General features: G+C 72.4%; 18 protein-coding genes and 1 pseudogene. 10 read left to right on the plus strand and 9 right to left on the minus strand.

Features of this window, described 5'->3' with window-relative positions:
* Window positions 1-17: 17 nt before the first annotated feature.
* Window positions 18-413: a ribonuclease domain-containing protein gene (locus ABZZ79_RS09290; RefSeq protein ID WP_356688120.1), complete on the plus strand. Its 396-nt coding sequence runs from the start codon at window positions 18-20 to the stop codon at window positions 411-413.
* Between the two features lie 206 nt (window positions 414-619).
* On the opposite strand, the gene ABZZ79_RS09295 is transcribed toward ABZZ79_RS09290, so the two are convergent.
* Window positions 620-2,122, minus strand: a complete 1,503-nt coding sequence (locus tag ABZZ79_RS09295) for a polyprenyl synthetase family protein (RefSeq protein ID WP_356688122.1) — start codon at window positions 2,120-2,122, stop codon at window positions 620-622.
* 972 nt (window positions 2,123-3,094) lie between these two features.
* On the opposite strand from ABZZ79_RS09295, the gene ABZZ79_RS09300 reads away from it, so the two are divergent.
* Both ABZZ79_RS09300 and ABZZ79_RS09305 read left to right on the plus strand, forming a co-directional pair.
* On the plus strand, window positions 3,095-3,595 hold the full coding sequence (locus tag ABZZ79_RS09300; protein WP_356688124.1) for a hypothetical protein: 501 nt from the start codon (window positions 3,095-3,097) through the stop codon (window positions 3,593-3,595).
* Window positions 3,555-3,746: a hypothetical protein gene (locus ABZZ79_RS09305; RefSeq protein ID WP_356688126.1), complete on the plus strand. Its 192-nt coding sequence runs from the start codon at window positions 3,555-3,557 to the stop codon at window positions 3,744-3,746. The genes ABZZ79_RS09300 and ABZZ79_RS09305 overlap by 41 nt, the downstream gene beginning before the upstream one ends.
* A 272-nt stretch (window positions 3,747-4,018) precedes the next feature.
* Here ABZZ79_RS09305 and ABZZ79_RS09310 read toward each other — a convergent pair whose 3' ends face one another.
* Window positions 4,019-5,017: a class I SAM-dependent methyltransferase gene (locus ABZZ79_RS09310; protein ID WP_356688128.1), complete on the minus strand. Its 999-nt coding sequence runs from the start codon at window positions 5,015-5,017 to the stop codon at window positions 4,019-4,021.
* A 218-nt stretch (window positions 5,018-5,235) separates the two neighbouring features.
* Here ABZZ79_RS09310 and ABZZ79_RS09315 point away from each other — a divergent pair, with 218 nt between their 5' ends.
* On the plus strand, window positions 5,236-6,309 hold the full coding sequence (locus tag ABZZ79_RS09315) for an AfsR/SARP family transcriptional regulator (RefSeq protein WP_356688130.1): 1,074 nt from the start codon (window positions 5,236-5,238) through the stop codon (window positions 6,307-6,309).
* A 497-nt stretch (window positions 6,310-6,806) separates the two neighbouring features.
* Here the strand turns inward: ABZZ79_RS09315 and ABZZ79_RS09320 are convergent, their stop codons facing one another.
* From ABZZ79_RS09320 to ABZZ79_RS09350, 7 genes are all read right to left on the minus strand, one after another.
* A complete protein-coding gene (locus ABZZ79_RS09320) occupies window positions 6,807-8,912 on the minus strand; it encodes an MMPL family transporter (RefSeq protein WP_356688132.1) in 2,106 nt (701 codons plus the stop codon).
* A gap of 315 nt (window positions 8,913-9,227) precedes the next feature.
* Entirely contained in the window at window positions 9,228-10,862 is a 1,635-nt protein-coding gene (locus ABZZ79_RS09325; RefSeq protein ID WP_356688134.1) for a prenyltransferase/squalene oxidase repeat-containing protein, read from the minus strand.
* Window positions 10,863-11,073: 211 nt separating this feature from the next.
* A complete protein-coding gene (locus tag ABZZ79_RS09330) occupies window positions 11,074-12,585 on the minus strand; it encodes an FAD-binding protein (RefSeq protein WP_356688135.1) in 1,512 nt (503 codons plus the stop codon).
* Window positions 12,586-12,676: 91 nt separating this feature from the next.
* Window positions 12,677-14,443, minus strand: coding sequence for an FAD-dependent monooxygenase (locus ABZZ79_RS09335; protein WP_356688137.1), 1,767 nt, complete (start codon window positions 14,441-14,443; stop codon window positions 12,677-12,679).
* Window positions 14,444-14,512: 69 nt separating this feature from the next.
* Window positions 14,513-15,472: an aromatic prenyltransferase gene (locus ABZZ79_RS09340; RefSeq protein ID WP_356688139.1), complete on the minus strand. Its 960-nt coding sequence runs from the start codon at window positions 15,470-15,472 to the stop codon at window positions 14,513-14,515.
* 139 nt (window positions 15,473-15,611) lie between these two features.
* The gene (locus ABZZ79_RS09345) at window positions 15,612-15,812 is read right to left on the minus strand and encodes a hypothetical protein (RefSeq protein WP_356688141.1); all 201 of its coding nucleotides are present in this window, start codon (window positions 15,810-15,812) and stop codon (window positions 15,612-15,614) included.
* Between the two features lie 265 nt (window positions 15,813-16,077).
* The gene (locus ABZZ79_RS09350; RefSeq protein ID WP_356688143.1) at window positions 16,078-17,097 is read right to left on the minus strand and encodes a Gfo/Idh/MocA family oxidoreductase; all 1,020 of its coding nucleotides are present in this window, start codon (window positions 17,095-17,097) and stop codon (window positions 16,078-16,080) included.
* 116 nt (window positions 17,098-17,213) lie between these two features.
* On the opposite strand from ABZZ79_RS09350, the gene ABZZ79_RS09355 reads away from it, so the two are divergent.
* The 6 genes and pseudogenes from ABZZ79_RS09355 (at window position 17,214) to ABZZ79_RS09380 (ending at window position 25,316) form a co-directional block, all read left to right on the plus strand.
* Window positions 17,214-17,963: a GntR family transcriptional regulator gene (locus ABZZ79_RS09355; protein WP_356688292.1), complete on the plus strand. Its 750-nt coding sequence runs from the start codon at window positions 17,214-17,216 to the stop codon at window positions 17,961-17,963.
* Between the two features lie 316 nt (window positions 17,964-18,279).
* Window positions 18,280-18,603 (plus strand): annotated as a pseudogene (locus ABZZ79_RS09360) (ABC transporter permease); the annotation flags it as partial.
* A 296-nt stretch (window positions 18,604-18,899) separates the two neighbouring features.
* Window positions 18,900-20,045, plus strand: a complete 1,146-nt coding sequence (locus ABZZ79_RS09365) for an ROK family glucokinase (RefSeq protein WP_356688145.1) — start codon at window positions 18,900-18,902, stop codon at window positions 20,043-20,045.
* The gene (locus ABZZ79_RS09370) at window positions 20,042-20,623 is read left to right on the plus strand and encodes a sugar kinase (RefSeq protein ID WP_356688147.1); all 582 of its coding nucleotides are present in this window, start codon (window positions 20,042-20,044) and stop codon (window positions 20,621-20,623) included. The genes ABZZ79_RS09365 and ABZZ79_RS09370 overlap by 4 nt, the downstream gene beginning before the upstream one ends.
* 98 nt (window positions 20,624-20,721) lie before the next feature.
* Complete coding sequence (locus ABZZ79_RS09375) at window positions 20,722-23,586, plus strand: SNF2-related protein (protein WP_356688149.1); 2,865 nt, start codon at window positions 20,722-20,724, stop codon at window positions 23,584-23,586.
* Window positions 23,583-25,316, plus strand: coding sequence for an SWIM zinc finger family protein (locus ABZZ79_RS09380; protein WP_356688151.1), 1,734 nt, complete (start codon window positions 23,583-23,585; stop codon window positions 25,314-25,316). Before ABZZ79_RS09375 ends, ABZZ79_RS09380 begins: the two co-directional genes overlap by 4 nt.
* Window positions 25,317-25,624 lie beyond the last annotated feature (308 nt).

A 25,624-nucleotide genomic window follows, 5' to 3' on the forward strand; every position in this document is an offset into this window, starting at 1 on the left:
GCGCGTCATCATGGGTCGTGAGATTCCCCCCACGGATCACCCGCATCGGAGCCGTCGCAGCACTCCTGTCCGCCGCCCTCCTGGGCACAACCGTCTCCGCCGGCCCGGCCGGTGCCGCCGTCGCTGCGGTCGGCGACATCTGTTACGGCGACCTGCCCTCCCAGGCGTACGACACCCTGCGGCTGATCGACCAGGGCGGCCCCTTCCCGTACTCCCGGGACGGTGCCGTCTTCTACAACCGCGAGGACGTCCTGCCCTGGCGCACCACCGGCTACTACCACGAGTACACGGTGAAGACCCCGGGCGTCTCCACCCGCGGAGCCCGGCGCATCGTCACCGGCCAGGTCTCCCAGGAGGACTACTACACCTCGGACCACTACGCGACGTTCGACCTGATCGACTACTACTGCTGAGCGATCGGGCCGGGCCCGTCTCGGTCCCCAGAGGAACGGCGCACGAGCGCCGAAGGCCCGGGACGCGTTCCCCCGGACCTCCGGCACCTGCCCCACGGTCACCACCCCGGCCCCGCGGCCCGCACGTCCCACCAGGCGGCGGGGCCGGAGCATGTCCTTTCACGAGACCGACGCGGACGCCACCTCAGCGGTCGCGGTACGCCACCTCAGCGGTCGCGGTACGCCACCTGCTCCGCCAGCTTGCTCAGGCGCTGCCGCCAGTCGCCCTCCAGCGGGGCCCCGTCGAGGGCGGTGCGCGCCATCGCCACGAGCCGGTCGATGTGGTCCTCCACGTCCTGGCGTACGCCGGAGGCGAGCAGCGCCTCGCACAGGGCGGCGGGGTCCCAGTCGCCGTCACGGCCTTCCTTGACCAGGCGGGCCACCCGCTCGTCCCTGGCCGCCCCCAGGGCGAGCAGCAGGGTCATCTTGTGCTCGCTGATGTCGAGACCGACCGGCTTTCCGGTCGCCGCCGAGTCGCCGAAGGCGTCCAGCAGGTCGTCGCGCAGCTGGAACGCCTCGCCGGCCGTGACGCCGTACTCCTCGAACGGCGCCTGGAGTTCGGGACGTCCCGCGATGGCCGCGCCGAGGGCGAGCGGCCGGTGGATGGTGTAGCGGCCGGACTTGCAGACCGCGACCCACCGGGCGAGGGCCGGGTCCGGCGACAGCTCGGCGGCCAGGCGGATGTCCAGCTGCTGGCCGATGATGATCTCGGTGACCAGCTCCGACCAGACCTCCATGGCGGGGCCGCGCAGGTTCCGGGTGAGCTGGTTGGCGTAGCCGAGCGCCAGGTCGCCGGTCAGGATGGCGACGCCGTCGCCGTAGCGGCGGTGCTCACCGACCCAGCCGTTGCGGGCGTGCAGGTCGGCGTGCTTGACGTGCACGGTCGGAGCCCCGCGCCGGGCGGGGGAGTTGTCCATGATGTCGTCGTGGATGAGGGCGAAGACCTGGAGCAGTTCCAGCCCCGCGGACGCGGCGACGACCGTGTCCTCCTCGGCCGGATTGCCGCCCGCCGCCAGGAAGCCGCTGATGCAGAAGGTCGGGCGCAGCAGCTTGCCGCCCGCGGCGACCAGTTCCGCGATGGCCTCGACCGGCGCCGCGGCCCGCGCGTCGACCTCTCCCCAGCGTGCGCACTCCGCGCTCAGCAGTTCCTCGATGCACGCCCGGGTCCGGGCGAGCAGCCGGTCGCACGGGTCGCCGGCGTCGAAATCGACCCGCGCCGACGCGTCGGCTACCTGCCGCAGCTTGAGCACAACACTCCCCGGGGTGGTGGTCTCGGTCTCGGGCACGTCCCGATCGACGTCGGTGAACCCGAGGGCCCCGAGCCGCTCGACGACGTCTTCGAGCAGAGCCTCGGGCGCGTCGGCGGCGGCGCTCAGCCGTACCGACCGCATCCCGGTCAGCCACTCGGCGTCCAGCTGCTCCGCGCGCGGCAGCAGCCGCACGACGGCTCCTGAGGCCCGCGCGGCCTCGACCAGGCGGGCCGACTCGCTCGGGTCGGCGGGACCGACCACGAGGATCAGCGCCTGCTCGTCGTGCACGATCTCCTTGGGTACGTACACCGGCGCGCCGTGGGACGCGGACGCGCGCTCCACGGTGTCGACGGCCCTGTGCACCCTGGCGCGATGGCGGTGCGGCTCGGCGAGCAGGACTCGGCGTGGGACAGACGACATTTTTCCCTCTCAGGTTCGATCAGTGCCTCGGCGGTCTTCGGTTCAGGGACACAGGCTCGGCCTGAAATGACCTCGCACATCGGTTGCTGCGGTCGCCAGGAAATCGGAGCGATTCTTCCGGAGAATTCCCCATCGGGGGCCGGCTGTTCCGCGGGGACGTGCCGAGCTGAGGCAACCAGTATCGGCCAAATCACTTGCCCCGGACTGATCATCGAATTGGTATTGACTTGGCGGCGATCAGGACAGCCGCCGGTATGTGTGGCGGGCCGATAGATGCGGTGGACAGGCGCTTGAATGCGCCTACACCCTCGATCGAGTCAAAGCGTGGTATTGATCTCGCCCCGGTGGCGCCGCCGGACTGCATTCGCTCCCAGCGGAACGGGCGGCGGATTTTCCGGCGAGGGCCGCCGTGACCTGCGCCTGGCGTCGGTGGCGAGGCGGCACCGGCCAGTGGTCCAGTTGCCTCACCGGCCGTCGATCCGACGGCAACGGCAGCTCAGAAGGGGTGGAACACCGGCGGAACCAAATGTTCCGATCTGTTGGTCGCACGGCCGGCCGCGCGAGGCGGCCTTGACGATCAACCCGGCCCGCCTCGTCCGGCCACGATCGCACCAGCAAACCGGAGTCGGCGGTGAGGGTGAAGCGGAATGACCGCATCGCTATCGCCGGAAGATATGCCTTGACGGGTGTCACGGGCGCGACGAATCCTTCCGCGAACGGGCTCGTCGGGGGTTCTACACGCGGGGGGCGCGTGGTCGCACGCCAAGGGGAGAAACTGTGTCACGTCATCGGGCATGCAGCGCTGTGTCGTGCAGGAATTCACACAGCGAAAGCACGAAGGAGAAGTCGGACGCCGTCGACCGTGGAGAGTTCTTGTGCAGGGACTGTCGCGACGAGCTGCGGAACGCCCTGCTGAATCTTCCGGCTCTGTACGGAGATTGTGCCGGGAATTCCGGATCGACGGGTCCGCGCGTGATCCGGCGGACCCCCCGGAGGAACCTCGCCACGGACGCGATGAGCCCCGCCGCGGCCGAGATCCGCTTCGCGATCCGCTCGGTCCTCTCGTCCTGGTCCGCACTGGTGGCCGAGGAGCGGCACCTCGCGGGCCCGGTGCGGGACATCGCGGAGCTCGCGCGCTTCCTCAACCGCCACCTCGACTGGCTGGCCGGGCATCCGGCCGCCGGAGAACTGGTGGACGAGGTCCGCACCCTCGTGGGGACCGCCCGCAGGATCGCGTACCCGGACACCGGCCGCCGCGTGCGGATCGGCCACTGTCCCCACAGCGACTGCGACGGCGACCTGACGGCACTCATCCGTCATCGCGGTGATCGCCACCCGCCCAGGATCGTGTGCACCACGACGCCCGGTCATTCATGGCCGGTCACCTGGTGGAACACGCTCGCCCGTCAGATGCGGACCAAGGAGAGGGAACATGAAACGGGAATCCGCGCCGGCCGGTCTGACGGCCGATGACATCGCCGGCCTGCTGAGCGTCGCCAAGGGCTCCGTCTACCGCTACGCCCACCAGTACGGCTGGCGTCGCTACACGCATGCAGGGCGGGCCTACTACCACCCCGGTGACGTTGCCGCCACTCTCGACCGGCTGGGCGGCCCCGGGGGCTGATCCAGCACCCCCAGGTACCTGCCCGAGCGGGCCGCCGCACTGTCGTGGCGGCCCGCTTCCTACTGAACAGCCGCTCCAGACAAGAGACTTGACGAAGTATCGGCGAAGAGGCTAAGAATATACTTGCAACCAAGGACTGCGCCCACTACTCATCCGGCACAGCGTTCCACGCGTCGTCGGGTTCCGGCCACTCGGCCTCGGACGAAGAGAAGAGGGGCCGACAGAGTCCGGTCGGCACCCCCTCCACCTGTTCCCATCCTCGGCCGTACGGCTCAGCGCGCGAAGATCAGCGTGCTCGGGGACGGAATGCGCTGGAACATGACCTCCTCGAACCCGGCCTTGACCAGCCACTCGTGGTAGTCGGCCCGGCTCCAGCTGTTGCCGTGGCGGCTCTTGAGCAGCATCTCGGCGGCGAAGGTGAGCGGGAAGGGCGGCCCGCCGCGGTCGTCGTCGACGACGTACTCCGAAATCACCAGCGTGCCACCGGGCTTCAGCGCGTTCCGGATCCTGGCGAAGATCGCCACGTTGTCGTCCGGGCCCTCCTGGTGGGCGATGTTGGCGAGGGTCACGATGTCATGGGCCGACTCGCCGAAGTCGGCGGAGTGCAGGTCGCCCTCGGCGAACGTGACGCGGTCCGCCACACCCCGTTCCGTGAGCAGCCGCCCGGCGATGGCGTTGATCGGTGCCCAGTCGAGCTGAGTCGAACGCGCGTCGGGGTTCCGATCGAGCCAGATCGCGGAGTAGACGCCCGAGCCGCCGCCGATGTCCAGGATCGAGATCCCGCCGGCCTCCGCCAGCTTCAGCGTGTCCGCGGCGATCTCGGCCACCGGGGCCGACTGCGCCGCGAGCGCCTGGACCAGCCCCGCCCAGTGCGGGTTGTCGGCCACCTCGACCGCCGGCTCCGTCACCGGGCCCCCGACCCGGACGGCCTCGGGCAGCCCCGCCAGCACGGCCATGTGGCCCATCTTGAGCTTCGCGAAGCCGGTCAGCGACGAGGGCGGACCCTCCACCAGATAGGCGGCCGCCTCGGCGGTGTTGCGGTAGCGGCCCTCGTGCGGCTCGACCAGGCCGATGCTGACCAGCCCGTCGAGCATGGCCTGCGCACCACGCGGCGAGATCCCGGCGCGCACGGCGAGTTCGCCCGCCGTGCCCGCGCCGTCCGCCAGGTGCGTGAACACCGAGTATTCGGCCGCTGTGCCCAGAATTCCCGTGGCCCAGTAGCCGTTGATGAGCTGCATGATTCGGTCCGACGTCGGTTGGACGCCGTTCATGCTGTTCCTCCCGGATGCGGCGGCGAAGCGCCGGCCGAATTCACCTTTCCGGCTCACCTGCGAATGCGGAGTTCTCGCCCTTTTCCGGGTCGGAGACATTTCCGCTGATCGCACGCGTGTACGGCTCCCAATGTCCTGCACCGCACCTGCCACCTGCCTGGTCTCGGCTTGCCCGCGGTGCCCGTATCAAGGTCTGGAAAATGTAGAGGAGTTCACGGATGGCAAATCAGCGGGGGACCCAAATATCTCTGGAGCGGCGGCCGGGAGAAAGGCCGGGTGACGCACGGCGCATCGCCGAACTGGAGCGCGAGGTGCGCGAACTGAGGCGGGTGAATGCGACGATGAAGATGTATTTCGCGAAGGCGCTCGAACTCGACCTCGAATTCTCCGTCCCGGAATCCGGTGTCCGGGCGGCCGGTGACTGGGAGGGCGGCAGCGTCGCGGCACCCGTGCGCCGGACCCTGCCGGGCCCGGGCCAGCCCGCCGAGGCACCGCGCCTGAAGGTCGTGGAGACACCCACGGCCGGGGTGGAACTGCGGGTGCTCGGCCCGGTGGAGGCGGATGTGGCCGGCCGGCGGGTGGAGCTGGGCGCCCCCAAGCAGCGGGCCGCGCTGGTGCTGCTGGTCAGCCAGGTGGGACAGACCGTGTCGGTCGATGTGATGCTGGAGGAACTGTGGGACGGGGCGCCACCGCCCTCGGCCATGACCTCCCTGCACGCCTACGTGGCCAATCTGCGCAGGGCGCTGGAGCCGGACCGGGCACCCCGGCAGCCGGCGACCGTGCTGCGCACCCGCGGCAAGGGCTATCTGCTGGACAACCGGGCCGTCGAGGTCGACGTCCAGAGCTTCGGCGCGCACGCCACAGCCGGCTGGAAGGCCCTGGACCGGCGTGACCCGGAGCGGGCGCTGCGCGAGTTCGAGACGGGGCTGGCACTGTGGCGGGGCCAGGCCTACGCCGAGGTCACCGCGGCCGCTCTTGTGGCGCCGGAGGTGGTGCGGCTGGACGAGCTGCGGCTGTCGGTGATGGAGGGCCGTTGCGCCAGCCTCATCGCCGTGGGGGCGTACGAGGTGGCCGTGTCCGAACTGGCGGCCTTCACCCAGGCCCATCCGTTGCGCGAGTACGGCTGCGAACTGTTCGGCCTGGCGCTGTACCGGTCGGGACGGCAGGCTGACGCGCTCGCGGTCCTGAGGGCGCATCAGCAGCGCATGGCGGAGGAACTGGGCATCGACCCGAGCCCGGCCCTGCGTCGGCTGGAGAGCGAGATCCTGCGCCAGGCTCCTGCCCTGGACTGACCGACGGGGTGCCGCCGGGGCTGTGTGAGCGGCCCCGGCGGCGAGGTGCCCTTCCGGCGCTCCGAGGGCTCCAAGGGCGCTCACGGGGCTCCTGGCAAGGCGGCTCGGCCCAAAGCGGCGCCCTCCGGCGGGGCAGCGTCGGAGCGGGTGCCGGCCGACCGGCGGGTCGCGGTCGTCGAGAGACGCGTCCCAGGACGCTCAGGGACCCGCCCCTGGGGCTCTCGGCGGCGCCGGGGCCCCAGGGCGTCTCGCAGCGCCGGGAGGGCGTCTCGCAGCGCCGGGAGGGCGTCTCGCAGCGCCGGGAGGGCGTCTCGCAGCGCCGGGAGGGCGTCTCGCAACGCCGCGCGGGCGTCTCGCAACGCCGCGAGGGCGCCTCACAACGCCCCCAGTGGCGCCGTACAACGCCGCGAGGGCGGTCACGGCCCCGCGGGGGGCCGTCACCGCCCTCGGAGGGGCTGTCACCGCCCGTGAACGGGCGGACGGTCGCCTGACGACGGTCAGGCCCGCGCGGTCTCGCGCTCCGGCTCGACCGCCACCGGCCCGCTGGGCTCCTGCTGCCTGAACAGGTTGCTGGGCCACCACATCCACCGGCCCACGTCCAGGGTCAGCGCGGTGACCAGCACCGAGCGGACCACGAGCGTGTCCAGCAGCACGCCGAACGCCACGGCGAAGCCGAGTTCGGCCGCGAACACCAGCGGCAGCGAGGCCATCGCCGCGAAGGTGCCGGCCAGCACCAGACCCGCCGAGGTGATCACGCTTCCGGTGGCGGACAGACCCTTCAGCGCGGCCGGCCTCGTGCCCTGCAGCGGGGCGATCTCACGCACCCGGGTGACCAGGAAGATGTTGTAGTCGATACCCAGGGCCACCAGGAACACGAAGGACAGCAGCGGGAAGGACGCCTCCTCGCCCGCGAAGCCGAAGACGTGCTCGAAGACCAGGCTGCTCACACCGAGGGCCGCGCCGAAGGACAGCACCACAGTGCCCATGAGCAGCAGCGGCGCGACGACGGCCCGCAGCAGTGCCGCCAGGATGAGGAACACCACCACCAGGACGATGGGGATGATCACCCGGGAGTCGCGGGCGGCCGCCTCCTGGGTGTCCCGGATGACCGCCGCGTTGCCGCCGACCTGGGCGTCCGCGCCGTCGATCCGGTGGACCGTGTCCCGGGCCTGCTCCACGGTGCGCATGGCGGCGTCGCTGCTGGGGTTGTCCTCCAGCTCACCGAGCAGGATGGCGTCCTCGCCCTCGACGATCGGCGGCGAGACCCCGGCGATGCCCCGTACGTCGGCCAGCGCGGTGCTGACCTGCTGCGCGGAGGCGGCCTTGGTGACGACGTAGATGGGGTCGCCGGAGCCGGCCGGGAAGTGCTCGGCCTGGATCTCCTCACCGACGGCCGTCTGCGGCTTGTTGGTGAACTGGTCCTTGTTGGCGAGCCCGTCGGCCTTCAGGTTGAACATGCCCAGGCACATGACACCGAGCGCGAGCGCGGTGCCGATCCACACCAGCCGCGGCTTTCCGGAGACGGCCGTGCCGACCTTGGTCCAGATGCCCTCCTTGGCCGAAGCCTTGGAGCCGTAGGCCGGCTTGACCGGCCAGAAGACCCAGCGGCCGCAGATGACCAGCAGGGCCGGCATCAGGGTGACCATGGCGAGCAGACCGACCAGGACGCCGACCGCGCAGGCCGGGCCCAGTCCCTGGGTGGAGTTGAGGGTGGCCAGCATCAGCAGCATCAGGCTGATGGCGACGGTCGCGGCGCTGGCGATGATCGCGGGGCTGGAGCGGTGCAGAGCCTCCGCCATCGCCTCGTGCCGGTCCTCGTGCCGCCGCAGCTCCTCGCGGTACCGGGAGATGAGCAGCAACGCGTAGTCGGTGGCCGCGCCGAACACCAGCACGGTCAGGGTGAAACTGGTCTGCGCGTTGACGACCAGGTCGGCGTGCTTCGCCAGCAGATAGATGACGGCTTCCGAGGTGATCAGGGCACCGCCCACGGTCACCAGCGACACCAGGGGCAGCCAGGGGCTGCGATAGGTGAGCAGCAGGATCACGACCACCACGAGCGCGGTGATCGTGGTCAGGCTGCCGCCTCCGCTGAACGCCTTGATCGAGTCCGACGCCTGGCCGGCCGGTCCGGTGACATGGAAGCCGAGTCCGTCGGTGTTCTTCTCGCCGACGTCGGTCATCGCGTCGACGACCTTGCCGAGCCCGTCCCAGCCCGACTTGTCCTTCTGGACCTGGACGACGGTCTGGACGGCCTTGCCGTCCTGGGACTTGACCGGCCCCTGGGGGTCTCCCACGACGTTCTGGATGTTCTGGAAGGCCTTGGCGTCGGCCGTTGCCTTCGCCATGTCGGCGTCGGTGACACCGTCGGCCCGGTCGTAGACGACGATCGCGGGCACCGTATCGGCGAGGCCGAACTTCTCGACGCGCTCAACCACCTTCGTCGACTCGGCATTGCTGGGCAGCCACGCCGAGCTGTCGTTCTCCTCGACGTCGCCGAGCTTGCCCGCCAGCATCACGGCGGGCACCAACAGGACGACCCAGAAGGCGAGGACGACCCATTTCGCCACCCTCCCACTGGGCAAGGACGTCAGTTTTCGCAACACGTGGATACCTCAGTTATCAGTCGACACGGAAGAGTTCTCCGGCGACGACGAGTCCGTCGCGGAGTGGGGGAGCGGCGGCGGGGGACCGGCGTGCCGGGTCGTCCCGGCCGTGAGCCGGCCGCCGGCCCGCCGTTCGGGGTCGGTGGACCGTCGGGGGGATGCTGTCCGCGGAACCGGCGCGGAACGGTGCATGGTTCGGCCCTTCCCGTCGCGGATGCGTTCCGGCCGGAAAACGGTCCGGACACCCGGAGTGTGACAGCATCCCCCTTGAGATCCGGTCAAGATCTCCTCGAAGTCCCCACGGAGAGGGACGCGTCAGCGCGCCACTTCGAGGACGGCAGGGACGCCGGAGACCCGCGAACGGACATGGCCGAACGCCAGGAGCACCGGAATGTCCGTCAGAACCGGGAACTTGTACGGGAACGGCCGGGGGCCCACCATGTCGGGCGGTCCGCCGAACCCGCCGTCCGCGCTCTGGTGTTCGAGCAGCCAGGCCAACCCGCGTCCCACGGGCTGCTCGTCGGTCCCACAGGTCAGCGTGATCACACCGTAGGCGGTGCTGATGTCGTCGCTGGGGTCGCCGGGCTGCATGCCCCAGCCGCCGTCGTCGTTCTGCGTCTCGCGCACCGTACGCTCGATCCGCTCGGCCATGGCCGCCGAACGACGGTCCTCCGGTCCGGCGGTGGCCGCCGCGAGGCGGGCCCGGAACAGGGTGTGCAGACGGCTGCTGCTCCAGCCCGGCTCCCAGCCGCCGTCCGCCAGCTGGCTGTCGGCGAGGAAGCCCAGCGCCAGGGCGCGGTCCGCGGCGGTGGCGGCGTGCGGCGCCAGGGCGCAGATCGCCGCGGCGGTCATGCACGGCTCCGAGGAGGCGCCCGCGACATATGTCGGGAAGCCGCCGTCCTTGCCCTGCACGGCCAGCAGCGCGTCCACTCCGCGCCTGATCCCGCTGCCGTAGGCGACCGGGTCGACCGCCTGGAGGAACTCCAGGGCGCAGGCGGTGTCGTCGACGTCGTTCTGCGCGACGGCGGGGGACATGGACCAGCCGCCGGTCAGCGTGGCACCGCGGGAGAGCGCGGCGTGCGAGGCGCCGCCCTGGTGGGTGACGAGCATCCCCGCCATCTGGCGCTGCAGACCGAAGGGCGCGCCGGCCGCGGCCATGGCGATACCGCCGGTCGCGGTGCACCAGTTGTGCATCTCCGCGACGAACGGGAAGCCGCCGTCCGCGCGCTGGTGCTGGAGCACCGTCCGCACGCCCTGGCGAACCGTCGCCTCCTGTCCGGGGACACCGGCGAGGGCGTGCAGGGTGAGCAGGTGCATCAGCACATAGCCCTCCCACACCGTGTTCCCCGGGTCGGTGGCGACCAGCGTGCGCAGCGCGTCGTCGGTGACCCGGTTGCTGACGCCCGCGGCGGTCGCGAGGATCAGGGCCACCGCGGCCTGCTGGACCGCGGCCCAGGAGTGCAGGGGGTCGGTGGGCGACTGCTCGTCGGCCGTCGGCGCGACATCGGCGGGCAGCGGACACCCGAGCACCGACAGCACCGCGGAGACCATCTTGCGGCGGCGCGTCGAGATGAAGCCCGGCGCGGCGCCCAGCACACCCTCGGTCAGCTTGCCGACCAGCTCGGCGTCCCCCGCGGCCGCCTTCCCGGTGGCCCGCTGGACGGCGAGCGTGGCGAGCACGCGCTCGAGCCGCTGCGGAGCGTGCTGCTGCACCTGGAGGTAACCGAGCAGGCGGTCCCGCTCGGGGGAGACCGCACCGACGCGCGTCATCAGTGACAGCGCGAGGGCCGACTCCAGAACACGGCTGTCGCACAGCCCGCGGATCGCGCCGTCGGACTCGACCTGGTCGCTGACATGGGCGAGCAGCCGTGAGGTGGCCTGGCGAACGTGATTCCGGTCGACGTCGACCGGCCACGGTATCGGGGCCGAACGGGTCAAGTGCGGTTTCATTCCTGGCTCCTCAGAGAATGGGGACACCCCGAGCCGGCACCGGACACACGGCGGCCCCGGAGCGGATGTCGATGGGGGACTACGGCGGTAAGCGCATGCGCGGCCGCCGCCGGAGCGTGCTCGGACGACACGCCACGGCGGCTGCGGACGGGAAGCGCCGAATCGGCCGGACCGGCGCCGAATCACCCGACCCGGCGCCGGGTTGTCCGGATCAGCGAATGCTCTGCGCGAACTTGAACACGTTGTTCGGGTCGTACTTGCCCTTGGTCCGGGCCAGTCGCGGGTAGTTCTCCGCGTAGTAGGACCGCTTCCAGTCCGGCAGACGCGGGTCGATGAAGTTCTGGTACGTCTCGCCGTTGGAGTGCGGGTCGAGCGCGGCGAAGCCGTTGTCGACGAAGCGCAGCGCGGCGGCCTTGGCCTCGTCGGCGACCGGCGAATCGACGTTCGCCGTCAGGAAGCTGGCGGAGAACAGCGTGTCGCGGTGCACATACGCGGTGGACGTGCGCGACACGGTGTTGACCTGCCCGCCGAGCGCGGACACCTGGAGCTGACGTGCCTGTCCGGCGATCCGGTCCGACTCCAGCACGGAGAGCGCCTGCGCCCACCCGTCGCGCGGCATCGCGTCGCTGAACAGACGGCTGCGCCAGGCACCGAACGCCGGCCGGGGCACCTTGCCGCCCTCGGTGGTGTCGCCGCGGTGGCACTCGGAGACCGTGAGGTCGGCACACCGGTAGAGGTTCATCATCACCGACTGGTACGGGGCGGTGAACGCCTGCTTGTACAGCGGCGCCTGGCCGACCAGGGAGACCAGCCGGTCGACCTCGGGAGCGAAGCCGGGGCCGAGGTCCACGGAGGCCAGGAAGACGGTCGCGACCGGGACCTTGCCGGGCGCGGCGTCCTCCAGCGTGACGTTCAGACCGCTGCCGATCGTCCACGGGGCGTCGGCCAGCCACTTCGCCCAGCCGTCCAGCATGTCCAGCGACTGGTCGTAACGCCAGGTGAGGGCGGTGACCGCGAGGTTGGTGAGCGGGGTCGGCTCGACCTCGTAGGACGTCACGATGCCGAAGTTGCCGCCGCCACCGCCGCGCAGCGCCCAGAACAGGTCGCTGTGCTCCTGCGGAGAGGCCGTCACACAGCGGCCGTTGGCGAGGACCACCCGGGCGGACTTCACCTTGTCCGAGGCCATGCCGATGCTGCGGGTAAACAGGCCGAAGCCGCCGCCCTGGAGGAAGCCGCCGACCGCCACGGTCGGGCAGTAGCCGCCGGATATCGTCAGGCCCTGCGGCGCGAGGGTGTTGGTGACGTCGACGAGCTGTGCGCCGGCCCCGATCCGCGTGGACTCGCTGCCCACGCTGATGCCGTTGAGCCGCGACACGTCGATGACCAGGCCCGGCGTGGTGGAGAACCCGCCCGCGCTGTGGCCGCCGCTGCGCGCGGCGACGGGCAGCGCGTTGTCCTGGGCGAAGCGCAGGGCCAGCGCCACGTCGGAGGCACAGGCGGCGTAGACGACACCGCGCGGGGAGGTCGTGTCGAACTGGACCTGGTAGAGCTGCTTGGCCCTCTGGTAGTCGTCGTCCGACGGCAGGACCAGACGGCCCTTGAGGTAGCGGCTCAGCTGGTCCCACTTGACCCCGGAGGCGCGGGCGGTGGTGAAGCCGGACAGCGCAGTCGCGGCCAGCGCGGTCCCTCCAGCACCGACGAGGAACGATCTGCGGTTGATCATGTGCTGACTCTTTCGTCGAGGAAACTTGCGGGCCGGATGGGGGAGCGCGCGAACGGCCCCGGGAACGGGGCGCGTCGCGCGCTCCGGTGGGTCACGCGGCGGAGCGGTCCAGCACCTGGGAGATGGCGTCGGCCAGGGCCGCGGCCGGGTCCTCGGTGCCGCCCGTGCTGCGGAAGGCCACGTGGTTGTCGGGGCGGACCAGGACGGCACCGCCGTCGGCGATCTCGCGGACATCGGCCCAGCGGCCGTCGACGTCTGTGTACTCGGCGCCGTCACCGATGCGGGCCGTGACGATCGGGACGGAGAACTTCTCCGCCACCTGCGCGGCCGCCTCGGTCCACGCCGAGCCGTCCGTGCCGGTGATCAGCACGAAGCCGGTCTCGGTGCCGGCCAGGTCCAGGGTGGACACTCGCTGCCCGGCGCGCTCCAGCCAGGCGTGCGGCAGCCGGTGACCCGGGCGCGTGGTGGCCTGGTAGACGTCGCCCAGCGGCGCACGGGCCGGCGGGTTGCTGCCGTCCGCGACGACGGCACCGGCCTCGTAGGCGAAGCCGATCTCCACGTCGTGGGCCTGGCACTCGCCGCGGTGGGTGGCGAAGATCTCCGCGGCCCGCGCCCGCTGGGCCACGCCCGTCGGGGTCGGCGCGAAGTACCCGAAGAACACCGGCACACGGCGCTCCGGCGGCACATGCTGGCCGAGACCGACGGCGGCGTCGATGACGACCGTGTGGTTCGACGCGGCGGACATCGCCCAGCCCAGGTTGAACTGGCCGACCGGACGGCGCTCCACCTCGTAGGTGTCGAGCAGGCTGTCGGGCGCGCTGCCCTTGACCACGGCGGCGAGCTTCCAGGCGAGGTTGTGCGCGTCCTGGATGCCGGTGTTCAGGCCGAGGCCGACGGCGGGCGGCTGGCGGTGCGCGGCGTCACCGGCCAGCAGCACGCGGCCGTAGCGGTAGTGCTCGGCGAGCACCGCCTCCACCGTCCAGCTGGTCACCTGATGCAGCGTCAACTCCAGCTCGGGCAGGCCGAGCACCTCACGGATGCGGGCCGCCACGGCCTGCTCGTCCTCGCGGTCCACTCCCGCCAGGGAGAGGTGGATGCCCCACTCCTCGCAGTGCTCGCCCCAGGTCGGGCCCATCTCGATCAGGGCGCTGGAGAGGTCCTGGCGGTAGGGGTTGAGGAACCAGGTGATCAGCGAACCACCGTTCCACACCTGCGACAGGTCGGCCGAGAAGTAGACCGTCGTGGCGTCGAACAGCGCGGGCAGGCCCTGGAGTTGGGCGCCGACCGCGTCACCGACCGTACGGCCGCCGTCCGCGCCGATCACATACCGCGCCTCGACCGTGGTGATCTCACCGGTCCCGGTGTCACGGATCTCGCCGACGACCTTGTCGCCCTGGTCCGTCAGCGCGGTCAGCTCGTGCCCGAACAGCACCCGCCCGGGGTTGCGCTCCTCGGCGTGCTTGCGCAGGATCGGCTCCAGCCGCAGCTGCGGCAGCTTCGCCGGCATGACCGGACCGGCCGCCTCGTACGTCTCGCGCAGCGCGCCGCCGCCGAAGCCGTCCATCTCGTGGATCAGCCGCGCGTCCAGCGGCTGCCCGCCGGTCAGCGTGGTCTGCCAGCGCACCTTGCCGAACTGCTCGGGGGAGGCGGCCTGTTCGGCCACCGCCTCCTCAAGGCCGTGCTGACGGAATATCTCCATCGTGCGCTGGTTGACGTAGTGGGCCTTCGGCAGCTTCGACGTGTCCGCGCGCCGTTCCACCAGCAGGTGCCCGACGCCGTGGTCGGAAAGGAACACCGAGGCGGACAAGCCGCACCCGCCCCCGCCCACGATCAGTACCGGGACTTCGATGGCTCCCATTTCTGTCCTTCCAGAGAGCAGCGGATTTCCAGAGAGCGGTATTTCTGAGGGCTGTTGAGAGCGGCGTCGCTACACCGGGTCCTCGATGGCCGCGTCGGACAGCTGCATGATGTCCATGACCTCGTCGGCCCAGCGGTAGTAGGACTGGAGCTTGTAGTACTCGCCGTCGGGCTGGGAGGCGACGGCGTAGACGAACTTCCGGTCGGTCTGCGAGGCACGGACGTGCTCCACGAACCGCTCGATGCGCGGTTCGATCGGCACACCGAGCTCCAGCGGGTTCGCGGTCGCCACCGCGAAGCAGATGCGCTTCAGCTTCGGGGCGTCCCAGCTGACCGTCACGTAGATGCCGAACGCCTTGCGGCCCAGCGCGATCATGCGGTCGGTCGGGGCGGCCTGGCCCGCCTCGGCCAGCATCGAGCGGATGGCCTCCGGCTCGAAGCACTCGGCGGGCTGCTCGCCGAAGTAGATGTTGACCGTCTTGTTGCGGTAGTCGATACCGAGCAGTCCGGCCGTGTCACCGAGGCCGTGGCGCTGGAAGAAGTCGATGCTCGCGCCCAGCCCGCGCGGCATGGAGGGGATCTCGGCGAGCTTCGCCACGCTCTGCAGGTCGGTCCGGGGCAGGACCACCCAGATCTTCTTCAGTCCCCCGACGGTCCCGAAGTCGATGCCGTAGCTGTCGACGGGGCAGTGGGCCCGGATGTCCCCGAGCAGTTCGCCGACGGGGTGGTCCGTCTGGGGAAGCAGGCCCTTCTCGACGGCCAGCTCGTACGGATCGACCTCGCGCGGCACCGTGAACCGGGTGTCGAGGTCCCCCGCACGGCGTTCGCCGGTCGCCACCCGGAACGCGACCACGGCCTCCGCGAGACCGTCGCTGTACGCGTTCAGCAGGGGCAGAACCTTGTCGGGCTCGCACGGAACTTCCAGCGTCCGAGCAGATTCCTCGATCGCCGCGTAGAGGCCTCGCACCGCGTCTTCGGTGCCGGCTCCGGCCACTTCACTGATGGTGGTGTCCTGATATTGGCGCTCCATGCGCCAAGGTTCGGCCACCGGTCTTGGCCGGCACTGTTCCGCGACTTGCCGCCGACTTGCCGGGCCGTCGGCGGCCGTCGCCACGGCCGGAGCACCGGTCTTCGAGCCGCCGGCGGCCGCCTCGCCCAGCCCGCAGGCGTCAGTTCTCTTCCCGGCTCCCGGCCCTGGCGAACAACGCGATCCCCAGCACGACGAGCGCGACGCTCGCGTAGATCTCGTAGCCGTCGAGGAAGCCGAGCCGCTGCACCAGGCCCACGTCCCAGTGGACCCACTCGTGCAGCAGACCGAGGCCGCCCTGCGCCAGGGCGAGGAATCCGAGCACTTCCAGCACAGGTCTCACGCCCACGACTCTCGCGCCGCGGCCCTGCCCCGCACATCGGCCGCCGGACCGGGCGGCGGCGACGGAAGTCGCCGGCCGCGGCGGGGCGGCACACCGAAGGATGACGATCGCGCGACTTAGGTAGCCGGTCGCCCGCGCGGGGCGGCATCGGGGCGTTCACCTGCGTAGATTGGTCGACTGTGAGGACCGACGGAAGTCGATGACCTCGGGCGGTGCCGGCCTGTCGCGCAGGGCACGGTCCTGTCGGCGGGCGGATCCTGAGGCTTCAGGCCCCCGTGTCGCGCCCGCCGGGGATCTCGGCCAGCCGTACGGACCGGCGCTCGCGCCGGGACAGGTCGCAGGCCTCCGCGATCCGCAGGGCCTGCAGTGCCTCGCGCCCGTCGCAGGGGTTGGCCCGCTCGCCGCGCACGACCTCGATGAACGCGGCGAGTTCGGCCTCGTAGGCGGGCCCGAAGCGTTCCAGGAAACCGGTCCAGGGCTTGGAGGCGGCCGGCGGCCCGGTCGGCTCGGTGGACGCGATCGGCGTGCGGTCGTCGAGGCCCACGGTGATCTGGTCGAGCTCACCGGCCAGTTCCATGCGCACGTCGTAGCCGGCGCCGTTCAGCCGGGTCGCGGTAGCGGTCGCGAGGGTGCCGTCGTCGAGGGTGAGCACGGCCGCGGCCGTGTCCACGTCACCGGCGTCCCGGAACATGGCCGGACCGGCGTCGGACCCGGCGGCGTACACGTCGACCACCTCGTGGCCGGTCACCCACCGCAGCACGTCGAAGTCGTGGATCAGGGTGTCCCGGTACAGCCCGCCCGACAGCGGCAGATACGCGGCCGGGGGCGGGGCCTGGTCGGAGGTGATGGCCCGAACGGTGTGCAGCCTGCCGAGGCGCCCGGAGCGGATCGCGTCGCGCGCGCCCGTGTAGCCGGTGTCGAAGCGGCGCTGGAACCCCATGTGCAGCACGGTCCCGGCCGTCTCCACCTCGGCGATGGCCTGCAACGTGCCGGGCAGGTCCAGCGCGATGGGCTTCTCGCAGAACACCGGCAGCCCCGAGCGGGCGGCCCGGCCGATCAGCTCGGCGTGCGCGGAGGTCGCCGTCGTGATCACCACGGCGTCCACGCCCCACTTGAAGATCTCGTCCACACCCGGCGCCGCGGTCTCGCCCAGCCGGTGCGCCACCTCCTGCGCCCGCACGGGATCCACGTCCGTGACGATCAGGGATCCGACATCCCGATGACGGCTCAGCGTGTTGGCATGAAAGGTGCCGATGCGGCCCGTACCGATGACCCCGATGCGCATGGAATCAAGGTGAGGGCCCATCGGGCATCTGTCAACGTGTATGTCCGGACAATCTGACTACACAACTTCCCGTCATCCCGTCACGGAGCTACGCTCGGGCCGTGCCGAAACCTGATGTGGATCCGACCGCGCGGCTCGGGCTGAGTGTCGACCGGAGTTCGCCGGTCCCGTTGTACTTCCAGCTGTCCCAGCAGCTTGAGGCGGCCATCGAGAACGGAACGCTCACCCCCGGCAGCCTGCTGGGCAACGAGATCGACCTCGCCGCCCGCCTCGGACTGTCCCGCCCCACCGTCCGGCAGGCCATCCAGTCCCTGGTCGACAAGGGCCTGCTGGTGCGCCGCCGCGGCGTCGGAACCCAGGTCGTGCACAGCAAGGTCAGGCGCCCGCTGGAGCTCAGCAGCCTCTATGACGACCTGGAGGCGGCCGGTCAGCGCCCGGGGACGAAGGTACTGCTCAACACGGTGGTGCCGGCCTCCGCCGAGATCGCCGCGGCGCTCGGTGTCCCCGAGGGCAGCGATGTCCACCGGGTCGAGCGGCTGCGGCTCGCGCACGCCGAGCCGATGGCCTACCTCTGCAACCACCTGCCGCCCGGACTGCTCGACCTGGACACCGCCCAGCTGGAGGCCACCGGCCTGTACCGGCTCCTGCGCGGCGCCGGGATCACCCTGCACAGCGCCCGGCAGTCCATCGGCGCCCGCGCCGCCACCGCCGACGAGGCCGACCGGCTCGGCGAGAGCGCGGGTGCGCCGCTGCTCACCATGGTGCGCACGACCTTCGACGACACCGGCCGCGCGGTCGAGCACGGCAGCCACACCTACCGCGCCGACCGCTACTCCTTCGAGTTCCAGCTCCTCGTACGCTCCTGAGGCCGCTTCCGGCGCCCCGCAACACGCCGCCCGTCCGGCGACCGCGCGACCGTTCCCGAACGCCCCGGAACGCGCCCGTACGGCCCCCGGGGCCGACCTTCTCCCGCCGTCCGGCTCTCTCCTCCAGCCTGCCGCGTTCGTCGCAATGTCCGGACAATCGGACCGACTCGCGCGCTCCGGTCGCCGGGTCCGCGATCCTCGTGTCAGAGCGGCGCCGAGGAGGCGGCCGCCAAGGCAAGCCGGTGCTGACCGGCCCGCAGATCGTCACCAAGGACCAGGCGGGCGCGCTGGAGGAGTACACCGAGCGGGGCACCCGATGAGCGCGACCACCGACGAACGCCTGCTGCACACCTCCGCGCCGCGCAAGCTGCTGGGCCGCCCCGAGCTGGGCTCGGTGGTCGGCGCGGTCGCCGTCTTCGTCTTCTTCTCGCTCGTCGCCGACAGCTTCCTGCAGGCCTCCAGCCTGAGCACCGTGCTGTACGCGTCCTCGACGATCGGGATCACGGCGGTCCCGGTCGCGCTGCTGATGATCGGCGGCGAGTTCGACCTGTCCGCGGGCCTCCTCGCCACGTCCTCGGCGCTGATCTCGTCGATGTTCAGCTACCAGCTGACCGCGAACGTCTGGGTCGGTATGGGTGTTGTTTTGATCACCCACAACCCTCACCACGCGTATCTGGTGGGAGACCGCTTCGTGCTGCTGAAAAGAGGCACGATGGTAGGGAACCACAAGCGCGAGGAGATCACCCTCGACGACCTGACACAGCAGATGGCGGGCGGCACGGAGCTGGACGATCTACGCCATGAACTGCAGCGAGGTGAGGGGCGCGGGGAACCGGGCGACCGGCCACCGGCCGCCCGCTGACGGCGTACCGCACGAGCCACCCGGTTGTTGTGCCGAACCACACCGCGCGTCACCGTACGGCAGAATCGGCCCTGATGAGCACCTACCGCGACCTGACCGCACCCATCGGCTCCCGCCGGGCCCCGGTCCTCAGAACCGTCGGCACCCGTGAGCGCCGGTCACACCTGACCGCGCCGCGGGTGCCCACTGTCGGCATCGACATCGGCGGCACCAAGGTGATGGCGGGTGTGGTCGACGCCGACGGCACCATCCTGGAGAAGGTCCGCGCGGAGACGCCGGACAAGTCCAAGAGCCCCAAGGTCGTCGAGGACACCATCGTCGAACTGGTTCTGGACCTGTCCGACCGGCACGACGTGCACGCGGTCGGCATCGGTGCCGCGGGCTGGGTCGACGCCGACCGCAACCGCGTCCTGTTCGCCCCCCACCTGTCCTGGCGCAACGAGCCGCTCAGGGACCGGCTGTCCGGCCGCCTCTCGGTGCCGGTCCTCGTCGACAACGACGCCAACACGGCCGCGTGGGCGGAGTGGCGCTTCGGCGCCGGGCGCGGCGAGGACCACCTGGTGATGATCACCCTCGGCACCGGCATCGGCGGCGCGATCCTGGAGGACGGCCAGGTCAAGCGCGGCAAGTACGGCGTCGCGGGCGAGTTCGGCCATATGCAGGTCGTGCCCGGCGGTCACCGCTGCCCGTGCGGCAACCGCGGCTGCTGGGAGCAGTACAGCTCCGGCAACGCCCTGGTGCGCGAGGCCAGGGAACTGGCCGCCGCCGACTCCCCGGTGGCTTACGGGATCGTCGAGCACGTCAAGGGACAGGTCGGCGACATCACCGGCCCGATGATCACCGAGCTCGCCCGCGAGGGCGACGCCATGTGCATCGAACTGCTCCAGGACATCGGCCAGTGGCTCGGCGTCGGCATCGCCAATCTCGCCGCCGCCCTCGACCCGTCCTGCTTCGTGATCGGCGGCGGCGTCTCGGCCGCCGACGACCTGCTGATCGGCCCCGCGCGCGACGCCTTCAAGCGCCATCTGACCGGCCGCGGCTACCGTCCCGAGGCCCGTATCGTCCGCGCCCAGCTCGGCCCCGAGGCCGGCATGGTGGGCGCCGCCGACCTGGCCCGTCTGGTCGCCCGCCGCTTCCGGCGTGCCAAGCGCCGCCGCGTGGAGCGCTCCGAGCGCTACGAACGCCTGGCCGCGCCCCGTCGTGCGGAGGACTCGCTGTGACCGGGTCCCTGCCCCACCAGTCCGGTCCGCCCGACGTGCAGTCCCGCGACGCCGAGGACCGCAGGCACCGCAACCGCCGCCGGGCGCTCACCCTGATCATCATCGTGCTGCTCATCGGCGTCCCGGCCGGCTATCTGGCGATCTCCGCCGAGCAGAGCCGCGACAGCGGCAAGGACAAGGAGGAGCGCTACTCGGCGCGCGGCCTGACCGAGGACTGGCCGTCCAAGGTCCAGCGCCGCCTCTACCAGGTGCCCGTCCCGCACCCGTCCGGCAAGGTCGCCTACTACGAGACGAACAACTGGCGGACCAGCCGTCTCTACGTCCAGTTCCAGACGCCGAACGTGAACCTGGACGAGTTCCTGCGGAACATGGGCAGCGACCGCACCGCCCTCAAGCGCGACGACATCACCATCGGCGCCCGCGACCAGAAGGTCACCGGCTGGGACTTCAGGGGGCCGGGCCCCTGGTACGGCCTCGTCCACGAGCAGGACAAGCCCGCGCCCACCCAGGACGTGGTCGTGAACATGTCCGAGCCGAACAACCCGTTCGTGTACGTCGTCTCCCGCACGGTCCCGTGACAGAGCGGCCCCGGCCGTTCCCCGGGGCCCGTTGTCAGACCCCGCCCGTAGAGTCGAAGACGTCCGATCCGACGTGCGGAGGGGAGGTGGCAGGACCGATGAGCGCCATGACGACGGCGACAGCCGCGCAGGCACCCGCCGAGCCCTTCGTCCCCGTGCGTCTCGCGGCCGTGTTCCTGCCCGCGCCGCTGCCGCGCGAGAGCCGGGTGGCGTTCTGGGACCCCGAGGGCGAGGCGGCGCCCGGCGCCGACCCCATGGAACTGACCGTGGTCCGCCCGCACGGCAAGGGCGTACGCCGCGCGCGGACCACCGCGCTCACCCTGTCCCTCACCGAGGCCCTGCCCGTCCTGGTCCGGGCCCGGCGCGACCCCGCCGCCCACCCGGCAACCGCCTGCTGGGGCGCGGCCGCGCTGCACGCGCTGCGGATCGCCGCGCGGGGACGGCTGCTGCCCGGCCTCACCCCGTCCGGGCACGACGCCTGGCGGGCCGGACCCCTCGACCCGGACGACATCGCGCATCTGCGCGCGGTGGCCGCCGCCCTGCCCCACGAGGGACACGCCGTCCCGCTGCCCGGACCCGGCCCGGTCCGGCTGCCCGAGCCGGAGGCGCTCGTGCGCGCCTTCCTCGACGCCGTCGCCGACACCCTGCCCCGCACCCCGGCCGCCCCGCACGCCGTCGGCAGGCCCTTCGCCGACCACCGTCCCCAGCGCCTGCCCGACGCCCAGGACTGGGCCGCGGAGGTCGCCGCGGGCATGGACGCGGGCGTGCGCGTCTCGCTTCGCCTGGACCTGTCGGCGTACGAGGTGTTCGACGCGGACGGGGAGGACCCCGCGGGCGGCGGTGCCGGTCACGGCCCGCGGCGCGCGGGGGCGGCGCTCGTCCAGGTGCACAGCCTGGCCGACCCCACCCTGGTCGCCGACGCCGCCGCGCTGTGGGCGGGGGAGTCCGACGCGGCGTTCGGCCCCCGCGCGCGCGTGGACGCCGCGCTCGCCGTCCGCCGCGCCGCCCGCGTCTGGCCGCCCCTGGAGCGGCTCGCCGAACAGGACGTGCCGGACGTCCTGGCCCTGTCCGAGGAGGAACTGGCCGACCTGCTCGGCGTCGCCGCCCCCCGGCTCGCGGCGGCGGGTGTCGCCGTCCACTGGCCCCGCGACCTCGCCCGCGACCTCACCGCCGCCGCGGTGGTACGCCCCGCGCCCGGCTCCGCGACCGACGGCACCGGCTTCTTCGAGAGCGAGGAACTGCTCAGCTTCCGCTGGCAGTTGGCACTCGGCGGCGACCCCCTCACCGACGCCGAGATGGACACCCTGGCCGAGGCCCACCGCCCGGTCGTCCGGCTGCGCGACCAATGGGTGCTCGTCGACCCCGCGCTGGTCCGCAAGGCCCGCAGGCGCGAACTGGGCCTGCTCGACCCGGTCGACGCGCTCTCGGCCGCGCTCACCGGCAGCACGGAGATCGACGGGGAGACGGTCGAGGCGGTGCCGGTCGGCGCGCTCGCCACCCTGCGCGACCGCCTGACGGCCGGGGTGCGCCCGGCCCGGCCGCCCGCCGGACTCGCCGCCACCCTCCGCGACTACCAACTCCGCGGCCTGGCCTGGCTCGACCTCATGACCTCTCTCGGCCTCGGCGGCTGCCTCGCCGACGACATGGGCCTCGGCAAGACCGTCACCGTCATCGCCCTGCACCTGCGACGCGCCCGCACCGAACCGACCCTGGTGGTCTGCCCGGCCTCGCTGCTCGGCAACTGGCAGCGGGAGATCACCCGCTTCGCGCCCGGCGTGCCGGTCCGCCGCTTCCACGGCCCCGAGCGCAGCCTGACGGACCTCGACGGCGGCTTCGTCCTCACCACCTACGGCACCATGCGCTCCGCCGCCGCGACCCTGGCCGAGCGGAAATGGGGCATGGTCGTCGCCGACGAGGCACAGCACGTGAAGAACCCCTACTCCGCCACCGCCAAGGCACTGCGCACCATCCCGACACCCGCGCGCGTGGCCCTCACGGGCACCCCCGTGGAGAACAACCTCTCCGAGCTGTGGGCCCTGCTCGACTGGACCACCCCGGGCCTGCTCGGCCCCCTGAAGTCCTTCCGCGCCCGGCACGCGCGCGCGGTGGAGAACGGCGAGGACGCGGAGGCGGTGACCCGCCTGGCCCGGCTCGTGCGGCCGTTCCTCCTGCGCCGCAAGAAGTCCGACCCCGGGATCGTGCCCGAGCTGCCGCCCAAGACCGAGACCGACCACCCGGTCCCGCTCACCCGCGAACAGGCCGCGCTCTACGAGGCGGTGGTCCGCGAGTCGATGCTCGCCATCGAGACCGCCGAGGGCATCGCCCGGCGCGGACTGGTCCTCAAGCTCCTCGGCGCGCTCAAGCAGATCTGCGACCACCCCGCGCTCTACCTCAAGGAGGAGCACGCCTCGGCGGGCACCGACCGGCTCGCCGCCCGCTCCGGCAAACTCGCCCTTCTGGACGAGCTGTTGGACACCCTGCTGTCCGAGGACGGCTCGGCCCTCGTCTTCACGCAGTACGTCGGCATGGCCCGTCTCATCACCGCGCACCTCAAGGCCCGCGCGATCCCCGTGGACCTGCTGCACGGCGGCACACCGGTGGCGGAGCGGGAGCGCATGGTCGACCGCTTCCAGAGCGGCGCCACTCCGGTGCTCGTCCTCTCCCTGAAGGCCGCGGGCACCGGACTGAACCTCACCCGCGCGGGCCATGTCGTCCACTTCGACCGCTGGTGGAACCCGGCCGTCGAGGAGCAGGCCACCGACCGTGCCTACCGCATCGGCCAGACCCAGCCGGTGCAGGTCCACCGCCTCATCACCGAGGGCACCGTGGAGGACCGCATCGCCGAGATGCTCGCCGCCAAGCGGGCCCTCGCCGACGCGATCCTCGGCTCCGGAGAGTCGGCCCTCACCGAACTCTCCGACCGGGAGCTGTCCGACCTGGTGTCCCTGCGGAGGGCGTCATGACGGACGAACGCCCCGCCGACGAGGCCCGCCGCGCACTGCGCGCCGCGCTGAAGCGGGCCACGCCGGACCCGGACGCCGAGCAGCCGCCGGCCCGCCCGCGCCCGGCCGGCCGGCCGCGCCCCGGCGACGCGGCCCGCGCGGCACTGAGGGCCGCCAGGGCGGCTCAGCGCACCGAGCAGGCCGCCGAGCGCGACGCCGAGCAGGCCGCCCAGCCCACCGAGCGGGACGGCACCGGCCCGGCGTTCCCCACGCCCGCGCCGAGCCCCGGCACCGACCCCGTCCCGCAGCCCCGGCCCTCCGCCGGCGCGCCCGCCTCACCTCCGAAGACCCGCCTCTCCGAAGCGACTGCGGCGCGCCCGAAGCCCCCCGCCACGGGCACAACCGCCTCACCCCCGCCGACCCCCGCCGGCACGACCGCCGCCACTCCCCGACCCGCTCCCGCGCCCTCGGCACTCCCGGCCCCCCACTCCATGGCCACCCCCCACCGCGACAGCGACCTGCGCCGCACCTTTCCCGCCCTCGCCCCCACCACCAGCACGCCCGCCTTCGCCACGACCTGGTGGGGCAACGCCTGGGTCAGGGCGCTGGAGGAAGGCGCGCTGGACGCCAAGCGGCTCGCACGCGGCCGCGGTTACGCCGAGCAGGGCCACGTCGACGCGATCACGGTCACCCCCGGGCTGGTGCTGGCGTACGTGCAGGGCAGCCGCCCCCGCCCCTACCGGGTCCAGGTCCGCCTGCGCACGCTCGACGACGCCGACTGGGAGCGGTTCCTGGACACGGCGGCCGAGCGGCCCGCGCACATCGCCGCGCTGCTCGACAAGGAGCTGCCCCCGGCCCTCGCGGAGGGCGGCACCCCGTTGCTGCCCGGCCCGGGAGACCTGGCGCCGCAGTGCAGTTGCCCGGACCGCGGCCACCCCTGCAAGCACGCGGCCGCCCTGTGCTACCAGACCGCACGGCTGCTGGACGCCGACCCGTTCGTGCTGCTCCTGCTGCGCGGCCGGGGCGAACGGGCGCTGCTGGACGCCCTGTCACGGCGCAACGCGGCCCGCGCGGCCCGCGCCGCGCGCGAGCGGCAACCGGACGCGCTGCCCGCGGTCCGCGCGAGCGAGGTGCTCGCGCGACGCGAACGGCCGCCGCTGCCCGACCCGTTGCCCGTCCCCGCACACCCCGAGCAGCCCCCCGCCTACCCGGCGGCCCCCGGCGGCCCGGACCCGCTCGCCCTGGACCAGCTGGCCACCGACGCCGCCGCGCGGGCGCACGCGCTGCTCGCCACCGGGCACGACCCGATCGCCGAACTGACCCTGTGGCAGGACGCGGTGCGCCTGGCCGCGGCCCGGCCGGGCTCGGGCCTGACCGCGGGCAGCCGGACGCTGTACGCGTCGCTCGCCTCCGCGGCCGGACGTACACCCGCCGAACTGGCGCGCGCGGTCGCCGCGTGGCGGCAGGGCGGACCGGACGGGCTCGCCGCGCTGGAGGAGGCCTGGGACCCGCCGGCGGGCCGCTTCGACCGTGCGCGCCCCCTGCTCCTCGCCGCCGACCTGCCCGCCTTCCGCCCCACCCGCAACCGCCTGACCCACCCCGGCGGCCACGTCCAGCTCCGCCTGGGCCGCGACGGCCTGTGGTACGCCTACGAGTCGGAGCCCGGCGCCGACGACTGGTGGCCGCGCGGCACCCCCGACCACGACCCGGTGGGCGCCCTCACCGGCCTCGGCACCCCGTCCGGCCTCTGACCCGGCTCCGGCGTCGCGGGCCTGGCGGTGGCGCCGCCCGGTGTGGTGCACGGCGGCGTGGCCCCGGCCGTCGCGGACGGCGACCTTGGCGACGGCTCCGGTACGGGCGGCGCCTTCGCCGCCATGATCGTGGGGCCGGCCGGAGCGGCCTCGCCGGTCTGGCCCTGACCCGCTCCCGCCCCACCGTCGCCTGACCCGGCCCGCGGCGCCGTCACCCGAGGCGGCCCGTGGCGCCGTCACGGGCCGGGCGGTGACCGACCGGGGTTCGGACCGGCGAGCCGTGGCCCCGCGACACATGAGAGAGTCTG

The sequence above is a fragment of the Streptomyces sp. NPDC006458 genome (assembly GCF_040612135.1).
GTDB lineage: Bacteria > Actinomycetota > Actinomycetes > Streptomycetales > Streptomycetaceae > Streptomyces.